This is a genomic window from Cohnella baijiui (assembly GCF_020731285.1).
In the GTDB taxonomy this organism is placed as follows: domain Bacteria; phylum Bacillota; class Bacilli; order Paenibacillales; family Paenibacillaceae; genus Cohnella.
In genome coordinates, this window is sequence record NZ_JAJFOW010000019.1 from 1 (window position 1) to 17,960 (window position 17,960).

General features: G+C 64.0%; 17 protein-coding genes and 1 other annotated feature (1 of these 18 running past the window's edge). Of the genes, 2 read left to right on the forward strand and 15 right to left on the reverse strand.

What is annotated here, in order from left to right; genetic code table 11:
• Nucleotides 1-338 precede the first annotated feature (338 nt).
• The 12 genes from LKX83_RS17495 to LKX83_RS17550 all read right to left on the reverse strand — a co-directional run bounded on the left by LKX83_RS17495 (nucleotide 339) and on the right by LKX83_RS17550 (nucleotide 10,124).
• Nucleotides 339-1,325, reverse strand: a complete 987-nt coding sequence (locus LKX83_RS17495; protein WP_227883582.1) for an RluA family pseudouridine synthase — start codon at nucleotides 1,323-1,325, stop codon at nucleotides 339-341.
• Nucleotides 1,326-1,340: 15 nt separating this feature from the next.
• A complete protein-coding gene (locus LKX83_RS17500) occupies nucleotides 1,341-1,946 on the reverse strand; it encodes a cob(I)yrinic acid a,c-diamide adenosyltransferase (RefSeq protein ID WP_227883583.1) in 606 nt (201 codons plus the stop codon).
• Nucleotides 1,943-2,611 carry a bifunctional adenosylcobinamide kinase/adenosylcobinamide-phosphate guanylyltransferase gene (locus tag LKX83_RS17505; protein WP_227883584.1) on the reverse strand — a complete coding sequence of 223 codons (669 nt, stop codon included), beginning with the start codon at nucleotides 2,609-2,611 and terminating at the stop codon, nucleotides 1,943-1,945. Before LKX83_RS17505 ends, LKX83_RS17500 begins: the two co-directional genes overlap by 4 nt.
• A gap of 79 nt (nucleotides 2,612-2,690) precedes the next feature.
• Nucleotides 2,691-2,954, reverse strand: coding sequence for an aspartyl-phosphate phosphatase Spo0E family protein (locus tag LKX83_RS17510; protein ID WP_227883585.1), 264 nt, complete (start codon nucleotides 2,952-2,954; stop codon nucleotides 2,691-2,693).
• Between the two features lie 125 nt (nucleotides 2,955-3,079).
• The gene (locus LKX83_RS17515) at nucleotides 3,080-4,294 is read right to left on the reverse strand and encodes an aminotransferase class I/II-fold pyridoxal phosphate-dependent enzyme (RefSeq protein ID WP_304518335.1); all 1,215 of its coding nucleotides are present in this window, start codon (nucleotides 4,292-4,294) and stop codon (nucleotides 3,080-3,082) included.
• A 42-nt stretch (nucleotides 4,295-4,336) separates the two neighbouring features.
• Entirely contained in the window at nucleotides 4,337-4,828 is a 492-nt protein-coding gene (locus LKX83_RS17520; protein WP_227883586.1) for an Lrp/AsnC family transcriptional regulator, read from the reverse strand.
• Between the two features lie 130 nt (nucleotides 4,829-4,958).
• Complete coding sequence (locus LKX83_RS17525; RefSeq protein WP_227883587.1) at nucleotides 4,959-5,318, reverse strand: spore coat protein; 360 nt, start codon at nucleotides 5,316-5,318, stop codon at nucleotides 4,959-4,961.
• 14 nt (nucleotides 5,319-5,332) lie between these two features.
• A complete protein-coding gene (locus tag LKX83_RS17530) occupies nucleotides 5,333-5,563 on the reverse strand; it encodes a spore coat protein (protein ID WP_227883588.1) in 231 nt (76 codons plus the stop codon).
• A gap of 160 nt (nucleotides 5,564-5,723) precedes the next feature.
• Nucleotides 5,724-6,644, reverse strand: coding sequence for a cysteine synthase A (gene cysK / locus LKX83_RS17535; protein ID WP_227883589.1), 921 nt, complete (start codon nucleotides 6,642-6,644; stop codon nucleotides 5,724-5,726).
• A gap of 15 nt (nucleotides 6,645-6,659) precedes the next feature.
• Nucleotides 6,660-7,202: a hypothetical protein gene (locus LKX83_RS17540; RefSeq protein ID WP_227883590.1), complete on the reverse strand. Its 543-nt coding sequence runs from the start codon at nucleotides 7,200-7,202 to the stop codon at nucleotides 6,660-6,662.
• A 111-nt stretch (nucleotides 7,203-7,313) separates the two neighbouring features.
• Nucleotides 7,314-7,745: a DUF350 domain-containing protein gene (locus LKX83_RS17545; RefSeq protein ID WP_227883591.1), complete on the reverse strand. Its 432-nt coding sequence runs from the start codon at nucleotides 7,743-7,745 to the stop codon at nucleotides 7,314-7,316.
• Between the two features lie 15 nt (nucleotides 7,746-7,760).
• Entirely contained in the window at nucleotides 7,761-10,124 is a 2,364-nt protein-coding gene (locus LKX83_RS17550) for an endonuclease MutS2 (protein WP_227883592.1), read from the reverse strand.
• Nucleotides 10,125-10,274: 150 nt separating this feature from the next.
• Between LKX83_RS17550 and LKX83_RS17555 the strand changes: the two genes are divergently transcribed.
• Both LKX83_RS17555 and LKX83_RS17560 read left to right on the forward strand, forming a co-directional pair.
• A complete protein-coding gene (locus LKX83_RS17555; RefSeq protein WP_227883593.1) occupies nucleotides 10,275-10,637 on the forward strand; it encodes a phage holin family protein in 363 nt (120 codons plus the stop codon).
• A gap of 149 nt (nucleotides 10,638-10,786) precedes the next feature.
• Complete coding sequence (locus tag LKX83_RS17560; RefSeq protein ID WP_227883594.1) at nucleotides 10,787-11,161, forward strand: cupredoxin domain-containing protein; 375 nt, start codon at nucleotides 10,787-10,789, stop codon at nucleotides 11,159-11,161.
• Nucleotides 11,162-11,409: 248 nt separating this feature from the next.
• On the opposite strand, the gene zapA is transcribed toward LKX83_RS17560, so the two are convergent.
• The 3 genes from zapA to pheS form a co-directional block, all read right to left on the reverse strand.
• The gene (gene zapA / locus LKX83_RS17565; RefSeq protein WP_227883595.1) at nucleotides 11,410-14,220 is read right to left on the reverse strand and encodes a cell division protein ZapA; all 2,811 of its coding nucleotides are present in this window, start codon (nucleotides 14,218-14,220) and stop codon (nucleotides 11,410-11,412) included.
• Nucleotides 14,221-14,325: 105 nt separating this feature from the next.
• Nucleotides 14,326-16,779 (reverse strand): phenylalanine--tRNA ligase subunit beta, encoded by a 2,454-nt coding sequence (gene pheT / locus LKX83_RS17570; protein ID WP_227883596.1) that lies wholly within the window; start codon nucleotides 16,777-16,779, stop codon nucleotides 14,326-14,328.
• 24 nt (nucleotides 16,780-16,803) lie between these two features.
• A complete protein-coding gene (gene pheS, locus LKX83_RS17575) occupies nucleotides 16,804-17,838 on the reverse strand; it encodes a phenylalanine--tRNA ligase subunit alpha (RefSeq protein WP_227883597.1) in 1,035 nt (344 codons plus the stop codon).
• 115 nt (nucleotides 17,839-17,953) lie between these two features.
• Nucleotides 17,954-17,960: a binding site (T-box leader), on the reverse strand (it continues 247 nt past the right edge of the window).

Genomic DNA, 17,960 nt, shown 5'->3' on the forward strand with positions numbered 1-17,960 from the left:
CTCGCGCCAAAGTGCCATCCTCGAGATCGAGTTAATCGGTTTTTCCGATTATCTCGCGCCAAAGTGCCATCCTCGAGACCGAGTTAATCGGTTTTTCCGATTATCTCGCGCCAAAGTGCCATCCTCGAGATCGAGTTAATCGGTTTTTCCGATTATCTCTCGCCCAAGCGCCATCCTCGAGACCGAGTTAATCGGATTTTCCGATTATCTCGCGCTTCGTCGCCCCCTACACCCGCCAGCAAAAGGGGTTCAGCCTCGGCGAAACGCCGCAGCCAACTTCCGCCCGCACCGGCATTCGAAGCCACGCTCCGTCGCCGTCCGGCGCTCGCCGCTGCTGCCTACCGCTCGCCGAGAACGCCGAGGCCGGCCGGCAGCTCCGTTAGCGCCGCCTCCAGCGCGCGCAAGTCGTCCGGCAGCGATGCGACGAGCGTCAACGGCTCGTCCGTCACCGGGTGCCGGAACGCCAGCAGCGCGGCATGGAGCGCCTGGCGCCCGACGACGCCGGACAGCCGGTCCGAAAGCTCCGTCGACGACCACGCGGGGTCGGCGTAATAATCGTCGCCGATTAGCGGGCAGCCGACGGAGCCGAGGTGCACGCGGATCTGGTGCGTTCGGCCGGTGCCGAGGCGGACGTCCAGGGCGCTCGCGCCGCAGGCGTACGTCCGCGCGACTTCGTAGTACGTCAGCGACGGCTGCCCGTCCGCCAGAACGGCGCGCCGGTGCGGGTCTTCGGGCACGCGCCCGATCGGCGCGTTTACCTCGCCGCGCGATGCAGGCGGCTCCCCGTATACGTAAGCCCGGTATTTCTTTTCCACGGTGCCCGCCATCATCTGCACCGAAAGCTGCTGATGCGCGTAGGGATGCTTGGCCACGACGACGAGCCCCGACGTGTCCTCGTCCAGCCGATGCACCGGCCGGAACCGGCAGCGTTCGCCCCGCTCGCGCCAGTAGTGGACGACGCCGTTGGCGAGCGTATTCGCGTAATGGCCCGTCGTCGGATGCACGATGAGACCGGCAGGCTTGTTCAGGACAAGCAAGTGCTCATCCTCGAATACGATATCGAGCGCCATCGGTTGCGGCAGGATGTCGTCCGACTCCTCCTCCGACATGCGCAGCTCAATCCGATCGCCGATCGAAAGGCGCGCGCTGGAGTACGCTTTCTCCCCGTTTATAGTGACACCAGCTTCGGTCGTCTTCAGGCGCACCCAGAGCCGTCTGGACACGCCCAGCCGAGACCGCAGCACATCCCGCAGCATCCGTCCTTCGTCTTGCGCGTCGGCGATGTGCACCAACGGCGCGTAGTATCCGTTCATCCGTTCCGTCATGCTGTCGATAACTCCTTACGTCTTGCCGGATCTGAATACGTGCGCCCCGCGCTCGTACTCGACGTCGCCGACGCCGAGGCGCGCGTTCGCAGCCCGCGCGGCCGCGAAAAAGTAGTCCGACAGCCGGTTCAGGTACGCCCTCACCTCGGCCGGACAGGACTGCCCGGTCGCCGCGAGCGTCACGACGCGCCGCTCCGCCCGCCGGCACACGGTGCGGCAGACGTGGAGCAGCGCCGCCGGCTCGCTGCCGCCCGGCAAAATAAAGCGCCGGATCGGCGGCGCCTCCGCCTCGTAGCGGTCGATCCAGCTCTCGACGCGCGCCGTCATCTCCGCCGACACTTTGAGCTGCGCCGGATCCGGCTCCGCGTACGACAGATCGGAGCCGCAGTCGAACAGCTCGTGCTGAAGGACCGTCAGCTCGCCCAGCAGATCGTCCCAGGACGGCCCTCCGGCCTCTCCGGCCGCCGCTCCCGCGCGCGCGAGCGCGACCGCTGTTTGTCCGACGAACGCGTTCAGCTCGTCGATGGCGCCGTACGCCTCTACGCGCGCATCGTCCTTCGCCACCCGGCCGCCGATGACGGACGTCCGTCCTTCGTCGCCCGTCCTTGTATATAGTTTCACGATCGATACCTCCGTTTCACCCGTTCGCCCCGCACCTCGGCGGCAAGCCCCGAGGTCATCCGATAAATCGCATGCGCTTGCTCCGACAGCCGGAGATTCGCCTCGCACAGCAGGCTGATGTACAACCGTTCCCAGGGGTCCGCCGCCAAACCGGCGAGCGTGTCCTCGGTGACGATAATCCGGGTGCCCTGAAAGGCGAACACCGCCCGGAGCACTTCCCGGAACGCGGACTCTACTAGCGAACGCTTGACTTCCGCTCTCTGTCCGATCCGCTCCGCCTGTCCGATGTCTGCCGATCCGCCGACCCGCTCCCGGCCGCCTTCGCTCCGGGACGCCTCGGCCACGGCTTGTCGCAGCCACCCGGACAGGCTGTCCACAAGCACCACCCGACGCTCCGCACGGAACGGATTCGAGTCCCGGTTGATGCGGTCGAGACGCGAGGCGAGTCCGCCGTCCGCGGGGTATCTCGACCAGAGGAAGCCCCTTTCTCCCCGCTCCTCCAGCGAGTGAAAGGACGCGGGTTCGCCCGAAGGAGGCCTGTCTTGCGCGTCGGACGGCCAAGCGGGACAAGCCAGCCTGATCGCCTCCCGGCCGAGGTCCTCGGCCAGGGAGTCCGCGTACGCCGACTTGCCGCAGCCGATCCCTCCGGTGACCATCAAGAGCATTCCGTTCCCTCCTGCTCGCTTTCCTACCCACCACTATAGCACAAAAGAAAAAGGCCGGTAACGGATGACCGGCCGGGCCTTAACGAAAGACGCAAATTTGTCGCATATATTCATTAATCTTCAAATCCAGCAGGCGACTGATCTCCATCACGGGCTCCGATGTAAAGGAGGCCTCGCGGATAAACGTCTCGGTCATTCTGCGCCTGAGGGTGTTGATTTCTTCTTCCAAACTTTTATCGATCAGCGGGGATGATCCGCCGGCTTCTCCGGTGTGATCCGGGGCGGATAAGATCATACGAGCCGAGGCCTTTGCCAGATCGTTATGCGGTTCTGCCGTCGCCATGCTCCTCCCCCTTTCGCCCGTCTCGATCCGCTCGTCTCGATCCATTGTCATAGCGGGTTGCAAAACAAGGGTTATTATAGCAGAACCTTTGGAAAAAGAACATCTTTTTCGTATATTTTACCGCATTATCTCAATTTATTCAAAAATCCGCCAATTCTCTCCAATGCCTCCGACAATTGTGCGACCGAAGTCGCATACGAGCAGCGGATGAAGCCTTCGCCGCCGCGGCCGAACACATGTCCGGGGACTGCCGCGACCTTCACTTCCTGCACCAAACGCTGGGAAAACTCCTCCGAGCTGAGGCCCGTCGATTGGATCGAAGGGAACGCGTAGAAGGCGCCCTGCGGCTCGTGGCACTCGAGACCGATTTCGCGGAAGCCCTGAACGACGAGACGGCGGCGCTGATTGTAGGATTCGATCATGCGGTGCATGTCTTCCATCCCGTTCTTCAGCGCTTCGAGCGCGGCCACCTGGCCCATGATCGGAGCGCACATGACCGTATACTGATGGATCTTCAGCATCGCTCCGATCAGATCCGAATGCCCGCATGCGTAGCCCATCCGCCAGCCGGTCATCGCGAACGCCTTGGAGAATCCGCTCACGACGATCGTCCGGTCCCGCATGCCCGGCAGGGAAGCGAAGCTGACGTGGCGAGAGCCGTAGGACAATTCCGCATAGATCTCATCGGAAACGACGATCAGATCGTGCTCTTCGACGACCTTGGCGATCGGCAGCAAGTCCTCGTACGTCATGACGGCGCCGGTCGGGTTGCTCGGGTAGCAGAGGATCAGCAGCTTGGATCGCGGCGTGATGGCGGCGCGGAGGCTCTCCTCGGTCAGCTTGAACTGATCCTTCGCGTACGTCTCGATGCCGACCGGAACGCCGCCGCCGAGCGTCGCGATGGGATTGTAGGGAATGTAGGTCGGCTCCGGGATCAGCAGTTCGTCCCCCGGCTCCAGCAACGCCCGGATCGCCAGATCGATCGCTTCGCTGCCGCCGACGGTGACGAGGATTTCGTCCGCCGGGTTGTAGGTCAGATGAAAGCGGTCGTGCAGGTATTCGCCGATCGCTTCCCGCAGTTCGGGCATGCCGGCGTTGGCGGTGTACTGCGTCTTGCCCTTCTCGAGCGAATAGACCGCCGCGTCGCGAAACCGCCAAGGCGTCACGAAATCGGGCTCCCCGACGCCCAGCGAAATGATGCTGCTGTCTTTGCTGGCGCTCACCAAGTCAAAAAAACGCCGGATCCCCGAAGGCGGGATGGCGCGAGCGCTGGCGGCGAGGTATTGCTGCATGCCGTCTTTGGGTTTCATCGTCTCGAGCTTTTCCTCGTTCGTAATCATGGGACATCGTTCCTTTGCGGTCGGTTTACTGGCGGGGCGCCGTCATGGCGAGACCAGCAGGCGGTGATCGTCCTCGAACTCCTCGAAGATGATGCCGTCTTGTTTATATTTTTTAAGGATAAAGAACGTCTTCGTTGCGATGACGGATTCGATGGTCGACAGCTTGTTGGAGACGAACGATGCGACTTCCTTCAAGTTCTTGCCTTCGATCTCCACCAGCAGGTCATAGGCACCGGACATCAAATAGACGGATTTCACTTCGGGATACAAGTAAATGCGCTCTGCGATGCTCTCGAATCCGCGCCCCCGCTCCGGTGTGCACTCGACCTCGATCAAGGCCGTCACTTTCTCGTCGTCGACCTTGCTCCAATTGACGACGGTCGCGTACTTGACGATGACGTGGTCCCGCTCCATCTCTTCGATGGCGGCAGATACCTCGGCCTCGCCGACCCCGAGCATCGTCGCGATCGTGGCGCCGGACAGCCGGGCGTCTTCCTTCAGCAGATCCAGAATTTTCAGCTTCAACTCGTTCATGGGGATCCCTCCTGAATACCTTTCATATTACATCAAATACAGGCTTTCTGGAAAGGAGCATTTCCGTTCGCTTGCCTCCTTGGCGATCCGACAAAAAACCTCCTCCGCAGCTCGGCGGAGGAGGTTTCGGTCAATGCGGCTGTTGCTGCTGAGCCGCCTGTGCTTGCTGCTGCTGCCAGGCGGGCATCGCTTGTTTCGTCTGCTGGACGAATTGGTTCGTTTGCTGCTGGGTGTTCTGGTAGCCCTTGAGCTGCTTGTCGATTTCCTGCTTCAGCGCGGGCGAGGCGGTGTTGTACATGTTCTGCGACTGCATCGCGTTAAACATTTCGCCCTGCATTTGCAGCGTCGTGTTGAGCAGCTGCGTGAACGACTGACGGACCGTCGGGCAGACCGATTCGGTCGCCGCCGTGGCGTATTCTCGGGTCACGCGCTTCAAATCCGACAGTACGGTATACGCGAGATCCCCGTCGGGCAAAAATGGCTGCGTCATCGTGTCGATCCTCCTTAAGATTGCGGTTGCGTCGGGGCGAGCGGCTGGTGCTGCTGCAGCATCGACAACAGCGTTTGGTAATGCTGGGTGTGAACCTGCGCCTGATGGTCCAACACTTGCTTCACCTGTGGATTCGTGCATTGCATGGCGGCCGCGGTGCACTGCTTGATCAGCAGGTCTTCGTTCGACATCGAGTCGGCAATATACTCGAGCTCTTTCGCCGTGATCGGTTGGAGCGTGGGCATGGGCGAATTTCCCTCCTTTTTCTGGCATCAAAGGATAGTCTGGTTAGGCGGCGCCCTTTCTATGCATCGTTCATCCGGTCCATTCCGGACGGCAAAAAGGCCGTCTCCGGAAAGCGGATGCTTCGGCCCGGAAACGGCTTTGAACGGAAATGATTCGGTTTTAAAAGAGATTCATGCTCAAATACCGCTCCCCGGTGTCGGGGGCGATGCACAAGACGCGCTTGCCTGCTCCGAGCTCCTTGGCGAGCTGCAGCGCGGCCCATACCGACGCGCCCGAGGAGGGTCCGACGAGCAGCCCTTCCATACGGGCAAGCCGCTTCATCGTTTCGATCGCGTCCGCGTCGGCGACCTGGACGATCTCGTCATAGACATCCGTGTTCAGAATCGCCGGTACAAAGCCCGGACTCGTCCCGACGAGCTTGTGCGGTCCCGGTTGGCCGCCCGAAAGCACGGGCGATCCCGCGGGCTCCACGACCGCGATCCGGATATCGGGCAGCTTCTCCCGCAGCGTCTCGCCGACGCCCGTAATCGTGCCGCCCGTTCCCGCCGTAGCCACAAATGCATCCAATCGCCCTTCGGTCTGTTCGAGAATCTCCAGCGCCGTCGTCGTACGATGGATGTTCGGGTTCGCGGGATTGGCGAACTGATTCGGCATGAAGCTGCCCGGGTGAGCCGCCACGATCCGCTCGGCCTCGGCGATCGCCCCGGGCATCCGCTCCGCGGCCGGCGTCAGTACAACTTCCGCGCCGTAGCCGCGCACCAGGGCGATTCGTTCCTTGGTCATATTGTCCGGCATGACCAAGATGAGCCGGTAGCCGCGGGCCGCCGCATTCATCGCGAGGCCGATGCCCGTATTGCCGCTCGTCGGCTCGACGATCAGAGAGCCCGGACGGATCAGTCCGCGCCCCTCCGCGTCGAGGATCAACCCGAAGGCGGCGCGGTCTTTGACGCTGCCGCTCGGATTCATTTTCTCCAGCTTCACGAGCACTTCGGCATCCGCCGGTCCGGCCAAACGCCGCAAGCGAACGGCTGGCGTGTCCCCAATCATGTCGGCGACCGACGAATAGACTCTGGCTGTCATGGCATCATCCCCTTACTAAACGTCCTCCACACCGTCTTCCCGGCTCAGCTTCTGCGCGACGCGGCTGCGGTCCGCATCGGAGAGCGTATGCAGCATCGTAAAGCAGGACGGACAGAGGTATACGTGCACGCCGAACGGCGCGGCGAGAACGGCTTTGCCGCCGATCCGTTCGGCCTTGCGCGGCTCGAACGCCTCCGCGGGGACGATCTGTCGGCCGGCCTCCACCATGTATTCGCGGCACTGCGGGCATTCGGGCACGAGGTCCTGCTCGTCGAGAAGCGCCTCGACCGTTTCCTCGTACCGGAGCAGCGCTTCGTTCTTCTCCGTCAGATCGCCTTCGCGTCCCCAGGCGAGCTCGTCTTCGTCGCCGTCCGCGCGATCGTAATCGTCCTCGTCTTCTTCGTCTACTTCCTCTTCTTCCTCATCCGCTCCCAGGCCGATCTGCAGGGTACGGTAGCCCTTCAGCTCGTTGTCGCAGACCGGGCAAAACTCGTCCGGCTCCTGCCCCTCTTCCTGGATCAGCTCGCTCTGGCACCACGGGCATATGATCACGGCCATGTTATCCCTCCTTTACCATATATACGATGCCGAAAATAAAAAACAGCGCGGCGAGCGCGAACAGCGTCCCCCACAAATACTTCATTTACCCAGCCTCCAACGGCAGTCCGCTCAACCGAGCGTAACGACCGCCCCGATAATGTAGGACAGCGACACGGACAGCAGCATCGCGATGAGCCCAACCGCCCGGTTGTCCTTGGCGATTTCGTCGTCGATCCGGAAGACCGGCGTTACGAATTCGAACAAAAAATACGCGGCGAGCAGCAGGAGAAATCCGCCGCCGGCCCAAAGCAGACTTTCGTAGATCGAATCGTTCGATTCGATGGAGAAACGGAAAATGTTGCAGATGCCGAATATTTTGCCGCCGGTGGCCATCGCCGCAGCCAGGTTGCCGTTCCGTATCTCCTTCCAGCAGTCGTACTTCGTCACCCATTCGAACAAGGCTAGACAAACGATCAGCATGAGGATGCCGACGGAGAAATACGCCAGCATCGCCACGATCGGATGCGACATCCAGGTGTCGACGGTACCCGTCTCTGGCATCGGACGCGCCCCCCTCTAGTTCAATTCGGCCACGGTGACGCCCGCGCCGCCTTCTCCGTAATTGCCTAGCCGATAGCTCTTCACGTGCTTGTGCCGGCGCAAAAACTCCTGGATGCCGCTGCGCAGCGCTCCCGTCCCTTTGCCGTGAATGAGATACACTTGGCCGAGGTTGGCCAGGAACGACTCGTCGAGGAAACGGTCGACCTCAATGATCGCTTCGTCCAGCGTCGTGCCGCGCAGATCGAGCTCCACGCGCACGTTTTCGTCGCGGGAACGCTTGACGGTCGCCGCCGGAACCGGCGTCTTTTTCGGCGCGGCTGCGGCCGTTTTGCGGACCGGCTCGAGATCGGCGACGGCGACCTTCATTTTCAAAATGCCCAACTGCACGAGCGCTTCCCCGCTGCCCGTCAGCTCTACGACATGGCCCTTTTGGCCGCCCAGGCTGAACACCTTGACCTCGTCGCCGGGCTCGATCTTCGCCGTCTTGCCGGCGGCGCGCGGCTTCTCTACCGGATCGGGGACGGCTTCCTCGAGGCGCCGTTTGGCCTCGATCAGGCGGTGCTCCTTGACCGAAGCGCCTTCCTCCATCGCAAGCTTCCTCAGATCCGAGATGATCTCCTCCGCCTCGCGCCGCGCCTTGGCGACCTGCTGGCGGGCCTGCTCGCGGGCTTCCTCGAGCAGCTTCGCCTTTTGCTCCTGCAGCTTGAAGCGCTCGTCCTCGATCTGCTGCCGGAGCGTCTCCGCTTCGCGGCGATCGCGCTCCGCCGTCTGGCGGTCGGATTCCGCGCGGCGTCGGTCCTGCTCGAGCGAGGCGATCATCGTATCCACCTTCAGCTCGTCTTCGCTCACTTCGCCTCTCGCGTGGTCGATGATCGCGCGGGGCAGTCCGAGCCGCTCGGCAATGGCGAACGCGTTGGAACGGCCCGGCACGCCGACGAGCAGCCGGTAAGTCGGCCGCAGCGTCGCGACGTCGAACTCCATGCTCGCGTTGATGATGCCGTCGCGATTGTAGGCGTACGCTTTCAATTCGCTGTAGTGAGTCGTCGCAATGATCCGACTGCCGATGCGGTGCAGATGCTCGAGGATCGCGATGGCGAGCGCGGAGCCTTCCGCCGGATCGGTGCCGGCGCCCAATTCGTCCAGCAGGACGAGGCTGCGGGACGTCACCTGCCCGAGCATGCCGATCAGATTCGTCATATGGCTCGAGAACGTGCTCAGATTTTGCTCGATGCTCTGCTCGTCGCCGATGTCGGCGAAAATGCCATCGAATACGCAGAGCGAGCTGCCGTCGTCCGCCGGCACGAAGAGGCCGGACATCGCCATCAGGCTGAGAAGCCCGACGGTTTTGAGCGAGACGGTCTTGCCGCCCGTATTCGGACCGGTGACGATGATGGCGGAATAGCCGCCTCCGAGCTCGAGATCGATCGGCACGACCTGCTTCGGATCGATGAGCGGATGGCGCGCGCGTTTGAGCCGCAGCTCGCCGCGGTCGTTCATCTCGGGGCGCGTGCCGAACATCGCCTCGGCAAGATGGGCCTTGGCGAAAATAAAGTCGATATAGCCGAGCGACTCGGCATCGGAGACGAGAAGCTCGGCCTTGTTGCCGGCCAGCTCGCTGAGATGACGCAGGATACGCTCGATTTCCTTCTGCTCGCGGGCTTTGAGCTCGCGAAGCTTGTTGTTGAGCTGCAGCACCGATTCCGGCTCGATGAACAGCGTCGCGCCGCTCCCCGACTGGTCGTGCACGATGCCGCCGAAGTGCGAGCGGTACTCCGCCTTGACGGGAATGACGTACCGGTCATTGCGCATCGTGATCAGCGCGTCCTGCAGCATTTTCTGCACGGAAGTCGACCGCACGAGGCTCTCGAGCTTCTCCCGCGCCCGGCCCTCCCCGATGCGGATCTCCCGTCGGATCGTGCCCAGATCGGCGCTGGCGGCGTCGAGAACGTCGCCCTGTTCGTCGATGCAGCGGCGGATCTCGTCTTCGAGCGGCTTGGCGTCGATCAACGGCTCGCACAGATCTTCGAGCAGCGGAATTTCCAGTTCGTCCGAGACGGACGCCACATATTTACGTATACGCCTGGAACCCATGATGAACTGCGCGATGTCCATCAGCTCGGACGGACCAAGGACGCCGCCGAGCTTGGCCCGGCCGAGCGCCGCCCGCACGTCGGTGACGCCTCCGAACGGCGGCGCACCCTTCAGAGATACGGCTCTCGCCGCCTCGTCGGTCGCGGCCAGCCGCCGCTGTACTTCGCGCAAGTCGGACGAAGGACGAAGCTTGGCGGCTTCTTCCTTGCCCAGGGACGTCGCCCCGAGATCCGTCAGGCGTTGGATGATTTTATGGTATTCTAACGTGATTAGCGCCTTGTCGTTCACGGCGAGGCCCAACTCCTCTCGCCTTTATTATATCCGATGGGGCGGGGCTTGCGAAACCTTCCACTCATACCTGCGGATGGACGGGACACACTAATGCCAATTCCGGTGCGAACCGGGAAACAAGATCATACAGTCTGGAGGGAACGGAGCATGCACTTTCTCGGCCATGTCGTCCGCTTTATCGTCTCGGCGATCGTCCTGATGATCGTCGGCTACTTGGTGCCGCAATTCACGATCGGCGGCTTCTGGAGCGCGTTGATGCTGGCGCTCGTCATCGCGGTGCTCGGATGGATTATCGAAGGGATCTTCGGCAAGCGGGTAACTCCCTTCGGCCGCGGCATCGTCGGATTCCTGAGCAGCGCGCTCGTCATCTGGCTCGCCCAGTTCGTCATCGGTCACATGTCCGTGACGATCCTCGGCGCGCTGCTCGCAGCGCTGGTCATCGGGATCATCGACCTGTTCATTCCGGTCGCGAGCCCTTTCCGCGCCGGCCGCGCCGGCGACCGGGCCTGATCCCGGCGCCCCCCCTGGCTCCCGCTACGCGGCGGGGGCCTTTTTACTTCGTCATCGATTGGACATATCTCGTCCACGGACGATGTGATATGATAATGCCGAATCGGCCGGCGGCCGGTTCGACGTTATCGATCGGAGGGGAACCGATTTTGCTACGGAACACATTCGCTAAGCTGCTCGCAGTGGGCGCCCTCGCCCTCGCGCTGTCGGCTTGCGGCGGCAAGGACAACAACGCGGACCAGGCGGACAACGACACGCCCGTCTCCCAGGAGATCGTCATTCGCGCGAGCAACTGGCAGTTCGATCAGGAAACGTATACGATTCCGAAGGATACGCCCGTCCGCATCAAGCTGGAGAACGAAGCCGGCGCCCACGGCGTGCAGATCGAAGGCGCAGGCGTCAAGCTGAACAACAGCAAGAAGTCCAAAGTCGTCACGCTCGCGGCCGGCACCTACGACATCAAGTGCAACATCGTGTGCGGCGACGGCCATCTGAAAATGAAGGCCAAGCTGGTTGTCTCTTGACCAAGCCGGCCGCGGCGACCGGGGGATGAACGGATGTCTTTCGTTTCGTCCCCGGCTCCGCCGCCTCTTCTTGCCGTCATGAACCTGAATCTGCGATCATCTCTCATTCCGCAGCCCATTTCACCCGCCGTTAACCCGATTTTGCGTTCATCACCCGGCCCATATGCCTATCCCTGCATCCAAAAAAAATGCCGACCTCCCGGACAGCCACTTTGGCCCGCCTGGAAGGACGGCATTCTCGATCGGGATCAGGTCTGCTCCTCGAGCATGTCGATCCATTCGTTGTATTCGTTTTGAAGCTTCGCGTACTCCACCTGCAGCCCCTCGTGCTCGCGGCGCAGCGTGAGCAGCTCCGTCTCGAGCCGCTCGATCTGCTCGCCGCCGCCGGCCTCCTCGCGGATCCGCTCCGCCAGCTCGGCCCGCTCCGCCTCCAGCGTCTCTGCCGCGGCCGCGCGCGCGCGCGCCGCTTCGAGCTCGGCTTCGCGGATGCGCTCGGCCAGCTCGACGCGCTCCGCCTCGAGCGCCTCCATCGCCGCCGCTTGGGCGCGCGCCGTCTCGATCTCGCGCTCCGCCGACCGCATCGCCTCGAGCTGCCGCTCGCCCGCGCGGCTCAGCTCGGCTACGCGCGCCTCGAGCGCGGCCGCGCGCCCGGCGGCCTCGCGTCCCGCCTGCTCGGCGCGCGCGATCTCCGCCTGGAGACGCTCCGCCGTCTCCCGCGATTCCCGCTCCCGAGCGGCCAGCGCCTCCAGCTCTCGCTTCAGCGCGTCGCGTTCCCGCTCCGCATCGGCGCGGGACGCCGCTTCCTCGCTCGCGCGCCGCTCGGCATCGCCGGCGAGCCGTTCGGCTTCGTCCGAGAGCGATGCTTGCTTGCGCTCCCGTTCCTCCTCGGCCCGGCGATACGCCGCGACCGCCTGCCTCAGCTCCTCTGCCTCCGCGTCGATCCGGTCCTTGTAGGCCGTCCATTCGGACAGCTGAACCTCGCGTTCGGCTTCGGCCGCCTCCCGCATCGCCCGCTCTCGCGCCGCCGCCTCCCGCTGGGCTTCCGCCGTCTGCAGCTTCGCCTCGTACGACGCATGTACGGCCGCCAGCTCCTTCTCGTAGAGCGCCTGCAGCTCCTTCAGCTTCGTTTCGTGTGCCGCTTGCGCCTCGGTCAACCCGCTAACCTGCGCCATCTGAACGGTGAGCAGCTCCGTTTCGAACGACTCCTGCATTTCCTTGAGCGCGGATTCGTAGGCCGACTTCGCGGCATCGCGCTCTTGCTCTCGCTCGGCCGCCACTGCTGCCAGCGCTTCCTGAGCTTGCGTCAATGCCGCTTGGCCTTCGGCCTGCTCGGCACGCGCCCGATCCAGCTGCGCGAGCGCTTCGGACAGCTCGGATTCGTGCTTCGCGCCGATCGCCCTCCGTTCGTCGTCGTGCCGCGCTTCGGCGGCCGCGACCGCATGGCGGGCGGCGGCCATCGCGTCGGTCAGCTGCGCGTTTGCCTGCTCCAGCTTCGACTCCGCCGCCGCAACCGCCTCGGACAGCTCCGCCTTCGACGCTTCGAGCGCATCCAGGCTTTCCGCCTGCAGCCGGTCGACTTCCTGGCGATGGCTCGCCCGCAGCTGCTCCAGCTCGGTCCGATCCTCCTTGATTCGGCGGTCGAGTTCCGCGGCATGCGCCTCGGACAGCTCGGCCAGCTCCGCTTCATGCGCCGCGCGCGCCTGCTCCAGCGCCGCCGCGAGTCCGTCTCGCTCCGTCCCGGAATCCCGGCGCAGCCGCTCGAGCTCCTGCAGCTGCTCCTCGAGCAAGCTCTCGACTTCCCGACGGCGGTCCTCCTCCGCTTCTCGGAGCTGCGTCTCTTGGGCGGCGCGTACGCGCTCGAGCTCCGCCTGCTGAGCCGTCCGTGCTTGCTCCAGCTCCTCGGCATGGGCGTCGCGGGCTGCCTTCAGCGCTTCCTCGCGCTCGCTTAGCGCCCCCTGCGCTGCGGCAGCCTTCGCCTCGGCCTGCTCCCGTTCCTGCTGCAGCCGCGTAAGCTCCGCCTCATACAGCTCCAGCGCCGCCTTCAGCTCCGCGTCGAAGCCGTCCTTCAGCTGCGCCAGCTCGACCCGGTGAGCGGCACGCTGCCGCTCCGCCTCCTCGGCGCGCCCGCCGCGCTCCGCTTCGAGCGCCTCCTCGAGCGAAGCCAGCGCGCGTGCGTGCTCCTCGGCCAGCTGAGCCAGATCGGCGCCCTGGACGCCGCGCAGCCGGTCGATCTCCGCTCGCTGCTCCGCGCCGCGCCGCTCCAGCGCTTCGCGAAACTCATTCCGAAGCCGCTCCGCTTCGCGCTCGCGCTCCGTCCGCGCGGCCTCAAGCTCTTCGTTCAGAAGCTCGACCTCGGTCCGGTAGTCCGACTCCAGCTTGGCATAGGCGGCCTCCCGCTCCTCCAGCAGCTTCGCGCTTTCCAGACGCTCGCTCTCCCGGGCTTCGCCAAGCGCGGCCTCGTGCTCGGACCGCAGCTTGGACAGCGCTTCCTCGTGCGCCTCCGTCAGCCGTTCGCGTTCCGCTTCCCGGCCGGCGCGCTCGGCGGACAGCTCGTCGTTCAGCAGCTCCAGCTCGAGCTGATGATTCTCCAGCATCTGCGCCAGGGCGCCGCGATGTTCGCTTAGCATCCGCTCCCGTTCGCCGTCCGCGTCCAGCCGGGATTGCGTCAGCTTCTCTTCGTAATCGTCCCGCAGCGTCTCCAGCTTCGCGGCGTGCACCTGCTCGGCTTGCTCCAGCGAAGCCGCGCTCTGCGCCTGCAGCGCGTCCCACTCGGCGAGCATCGACTCCAGCTCTCCGGCCAGCCGCTTGCGCTCGACTTCCTCATGAAGCAGCCGTTCGTTTTCCCTGCGGATCCGCATGAGCTCGTCCGCCATATTTACGGAAGCCAATACCGCAAGCTTCGCCAGGTCGAGCCTGGGCGACCCGCTCGCGATCTTGTGCATCTGTTCGTTCACAAGCGAGGCAACCCGCCGCATGTACTCGATGCTGGAATGTCCAGTAAGGGTATATTGCGTTCCGTATATGTCAACCGTTACGCGCGTCTTATCGTCAGCATTCACGGCGTGTCCCTCCCATTTCCCGATGAAGATAAAAATCGCAGCGAACCACATCAGGCCGCTCACCGCGTCCTGATCTAATTCGCTGCGCCGCGGGCCGTTTCCTGCTTATTTCCGCAGTTCCGCCCCGAAAGATTGTTCCAATTTCTGTATGGCCCGCTGTTGCGCCTCCGCCACTTCTTCGTCGGTCAGCGTGCGCTCCGCATGGCGGTAAACGAGCGCCAGCGCGACGCTCTTCTTGCCCGCCCCGAGCCGTTCGCCCGTGTATACGTCGAACACCCGCGCCGACTCGAGCAGTTCGCCCGCGGCGGAACGGATCGCCTTCACCAAATCGCCGCCGGCCGTGCCGGCGTCCACCACGACCGCGAGATCGCGCTCCGTCGCCGGGAACCTCGGCAGCGTCCGGTAGGCGATCTGCGCATCCGCCCGCGCATAGAGCGGCGCCAGATCCAGCTCCGCCACGTACGTGTCGCCCAGACCGTATTCGCGCTGCAGGTCGGGATGCAGCTGGCCGACGTAGCCGATCGTCTCGCCACCCTGCGCGCTCTGCAGCTTCAACGCGGCCGTGCGTCCCGGGTGGAAGCCTTCCGGCTGCGCGGCTTCGTAAGTCACGCTATCCGCGAGTCCGAGACGCGCGAACATCGCTTCGAGGACGCCCTTGGCGTCGAAGAAGTCGACCGGCTCCGCCGTGCGATTCCACGCCGCCGCGCGCCGATTGCCCGTCAGGAGGAAGGCTAGTCTCGGCTTCTCGTGCGGCAGCGTCGTCAGCGCCGCCTCCTCCGAGTGGAAGACGCCCGCGATTTCAAACAGCGCTACGTCGTGCGTGCGGCGGGCCTGATTGTAAACGGCGGCCTCCGCGAGATTCGGCAGCAAGGACGTGCGCAGCACGCTGCGTTCCTCGCTCATCGGCATCGCGAGCGGGATCGGCCGGACCGATTCGCCGCCGGACAGCTCCGGGAAAAGGGCCGCGTTCGCGGGCGACGTGACGGAGTAGCTGACCGCCTCGTACAGCCCCGCTTCGGCCAGCAGCCGGCGAAGCTCGCGACGGATCGCCTGGGACTTGGTCAGCGCGCCCGTCGTCGTGGGACCTTCGATCCGCGTCGTCGGAATCTCGTCATAGCCATGCAGCCGTGCGATTTCCTCGATCAGGTCGACGTCGCGCCGCATGTCGCCGCGACGGGTAGGCACCGTCACGCGCCAGGCGCCGTCCGCGACTTCCGCAGCCGGAAACTGCAGGCGGGAGAAGATCGTCTTCACCTCCAGCGTGGAAAGCGAAGTGCCGAGCAGCCCGTTCACCCGGTCCAGCGCTACCTCGACGACCGCCGGCTCCGGGGCGGACACGATCTCCTCCGCGACGCCTTCGGTCACGACGCCTCCCGCGTACCGGGCCATGAGCGCGGCCGCGCGATCCAGCGCCCCGCGCACCCGCGACGGGTCGACTTCCTTCTCGAAGCGGGCCGAAGCTTCGGAGCGAAGCCCGAGCTGACGCGAGGTCTTGCGGACGGAACCGCCGTCGAACCGCGCCGATTCGAGAACGATGTCTACCGTATCGTCGGACACTTCGGAATTCAGTCCGCCCATGACGCCGGCGAGCGCGATCGGTTTTTCGGCGTCGGTGATGAGCAGCATGTGCGGCTCCAGCTTGCGCGTCTGGCCGTCCAGCGTGACGAGCGTCTCGCCTTCGCGCGCCAGCCGGACGCCGATCCGTCCGCCCGCCACCTTGGCCGCGTCGAACGCATGCAGGGGCTGGCCGTACTCGAGCATGACGAAGTTCGTGATGTCGACGACGTTGCTGATCGGCCGGATGCCGGCCGCGATCAGGCGATTCTGAAGCCAGAGCGGCGAAGGGCCGATCTTCACGCCTTTGATGTAGCGCGCGGCGTAATGCGAGCACAGGTCCCGCGCTTCGACCGCGACGCCCACATGGTCTGTCGTCTTGTCGGCGGTCGCGTACAGCTCCTTCTCCGGCTCCGGCAGCGTCAACGGACGGCCCGTCAGCGCCGACGCCTCGTAGGCGACGCCGAGCAGGCTCAGGCAGTCCGAGCGGTTCGGCGTCAAGTCGAGCTCGAGCACCGCGTCGTCCAGGCCGAGCACTTCGAGGATATCGGTGCCGACCGGCGTATCGGCCGGCAGCACGAGGATGCCTTCCTGAAGCTCCTTCGGCAGCAGCTTGTCGTTGATGCCGAGTTCCCGCGCCGAGCAGATCATGCCTTGCGATTCGACGCCGCGCAGCTTCGTCTTTTTGATCGACAGATCGCCCGGCAGCTTGGCGCCGACGAGGGCGACCGGCACCTTTTGCCCCGCTGCCACGTTCGGCGCGCCGCATACGATCTGCAAGTCCTCTCCGAGACCGGCGTCGACGGTGCACACGTTCAATTTATCCGCGTCGGGGTGCTTTTCCTTATGCTTGACATAGCCGACGACCGTCTTGCTTACGCCTTGGTTGCGGGATTGGACCGCGTCGATCTCGATGCCTCCGCGCGTCAGCAGCTCCGCCAAACGCTGCGGCTCAATGCCGTTCAAATCGATATATTCGCTTAACCATCGGTACGATACGTTCATGGATTACACCGCTCCTTCCTTCGTTTACATGCGGGCGAACTGGCTCAGGAAGCGCAGGTCGTTGTTATAGAAATGACGAATGTCGTCGATGTCGTATTTGAGCAGCGCGATCCGCTCTACGCCCATGCCGAAGGCGAAGCCGCTCACTTCGCGCGGGTCGTAGCCGCCGTGCTCGAGCACCTTGGGGTGCACCATGCCGCAGCCGAGAATTTCGATCCAGCCGGTATGCTTGCACATCCGGCAGCCGTGGCCGCCGCACTGCGTGCAGGTCACATCGACTTCGGCGCTCGGCTCGGTGAAAGGGAAGAAGCTCGGACGCAGCCGGATCTGCACCTGCGGACCGTACATCTGCTGCACGAACTGGAGCAGGGTGCCCTTCAAATCGCTCATCCGGATGTTCGGGCCGACGACCAGCCCTTCGATTTGATGGAACATGAACGAATGCGTCGCGTCATCGTCGTCGCGGCGGTACACTTTCCCCGGGCAAATGACCTTCAGCGGCGTCTTGCCGCCTGCGCCCTGCATGGTGCGGATCTGAACCGGCGACGTATGCGTGCGGAGCAAAATCTCCTCCGTGAGATAGAACGAGTCCTGCATGTCGCGCGCGGGATGGTTTTTCGGGAGGTTGAGCGCTTCAAAGTTGAAATAGTCCGTCTCGACCTCCGGTCCTTCCGCCACCGTATAGCCCATGCCGAGGAAAATGTCCTCGATCTCCTGCGTCACCTTCGTGAGCGGATGGATGCCGCCCGGCGCGGGCGCCTTGCCCGGCAGCGAGACGTCGATCGTTTCCGCGGCGAGCCGGCGCGCCGTGTCGGCCCGTTCGAATTCCGCCTGCTTGCTTTGAATGACGATTTCGATCGCGGCACGCACCTCGTTGGCCACCTGGCCGATGACCGGGCGCTCCTCCGCGCTGAGTCCGCCCATGCCACGCAGCACTTCGGTCAGCTGTCCTTTTTTGCCCAGGTAATGCACCCGCAGATCATTCAACCGGCCGGGGTCTGCCACCTCTTGGAGCTGCGCCAACGCCTCGCTCCGCAACGCTTCCAAACGGTCCTTCATGCTCCACACTCCTTCGATTATGCTGCAATGTCGCGCCTTAGCTATCGTGCTCCCCAAAGCCCGCAACGCGTGCCGGAAAGCCCGAAAGCGACGAAAAAAGGCCCTTCCTCCCCGAAAAAGGG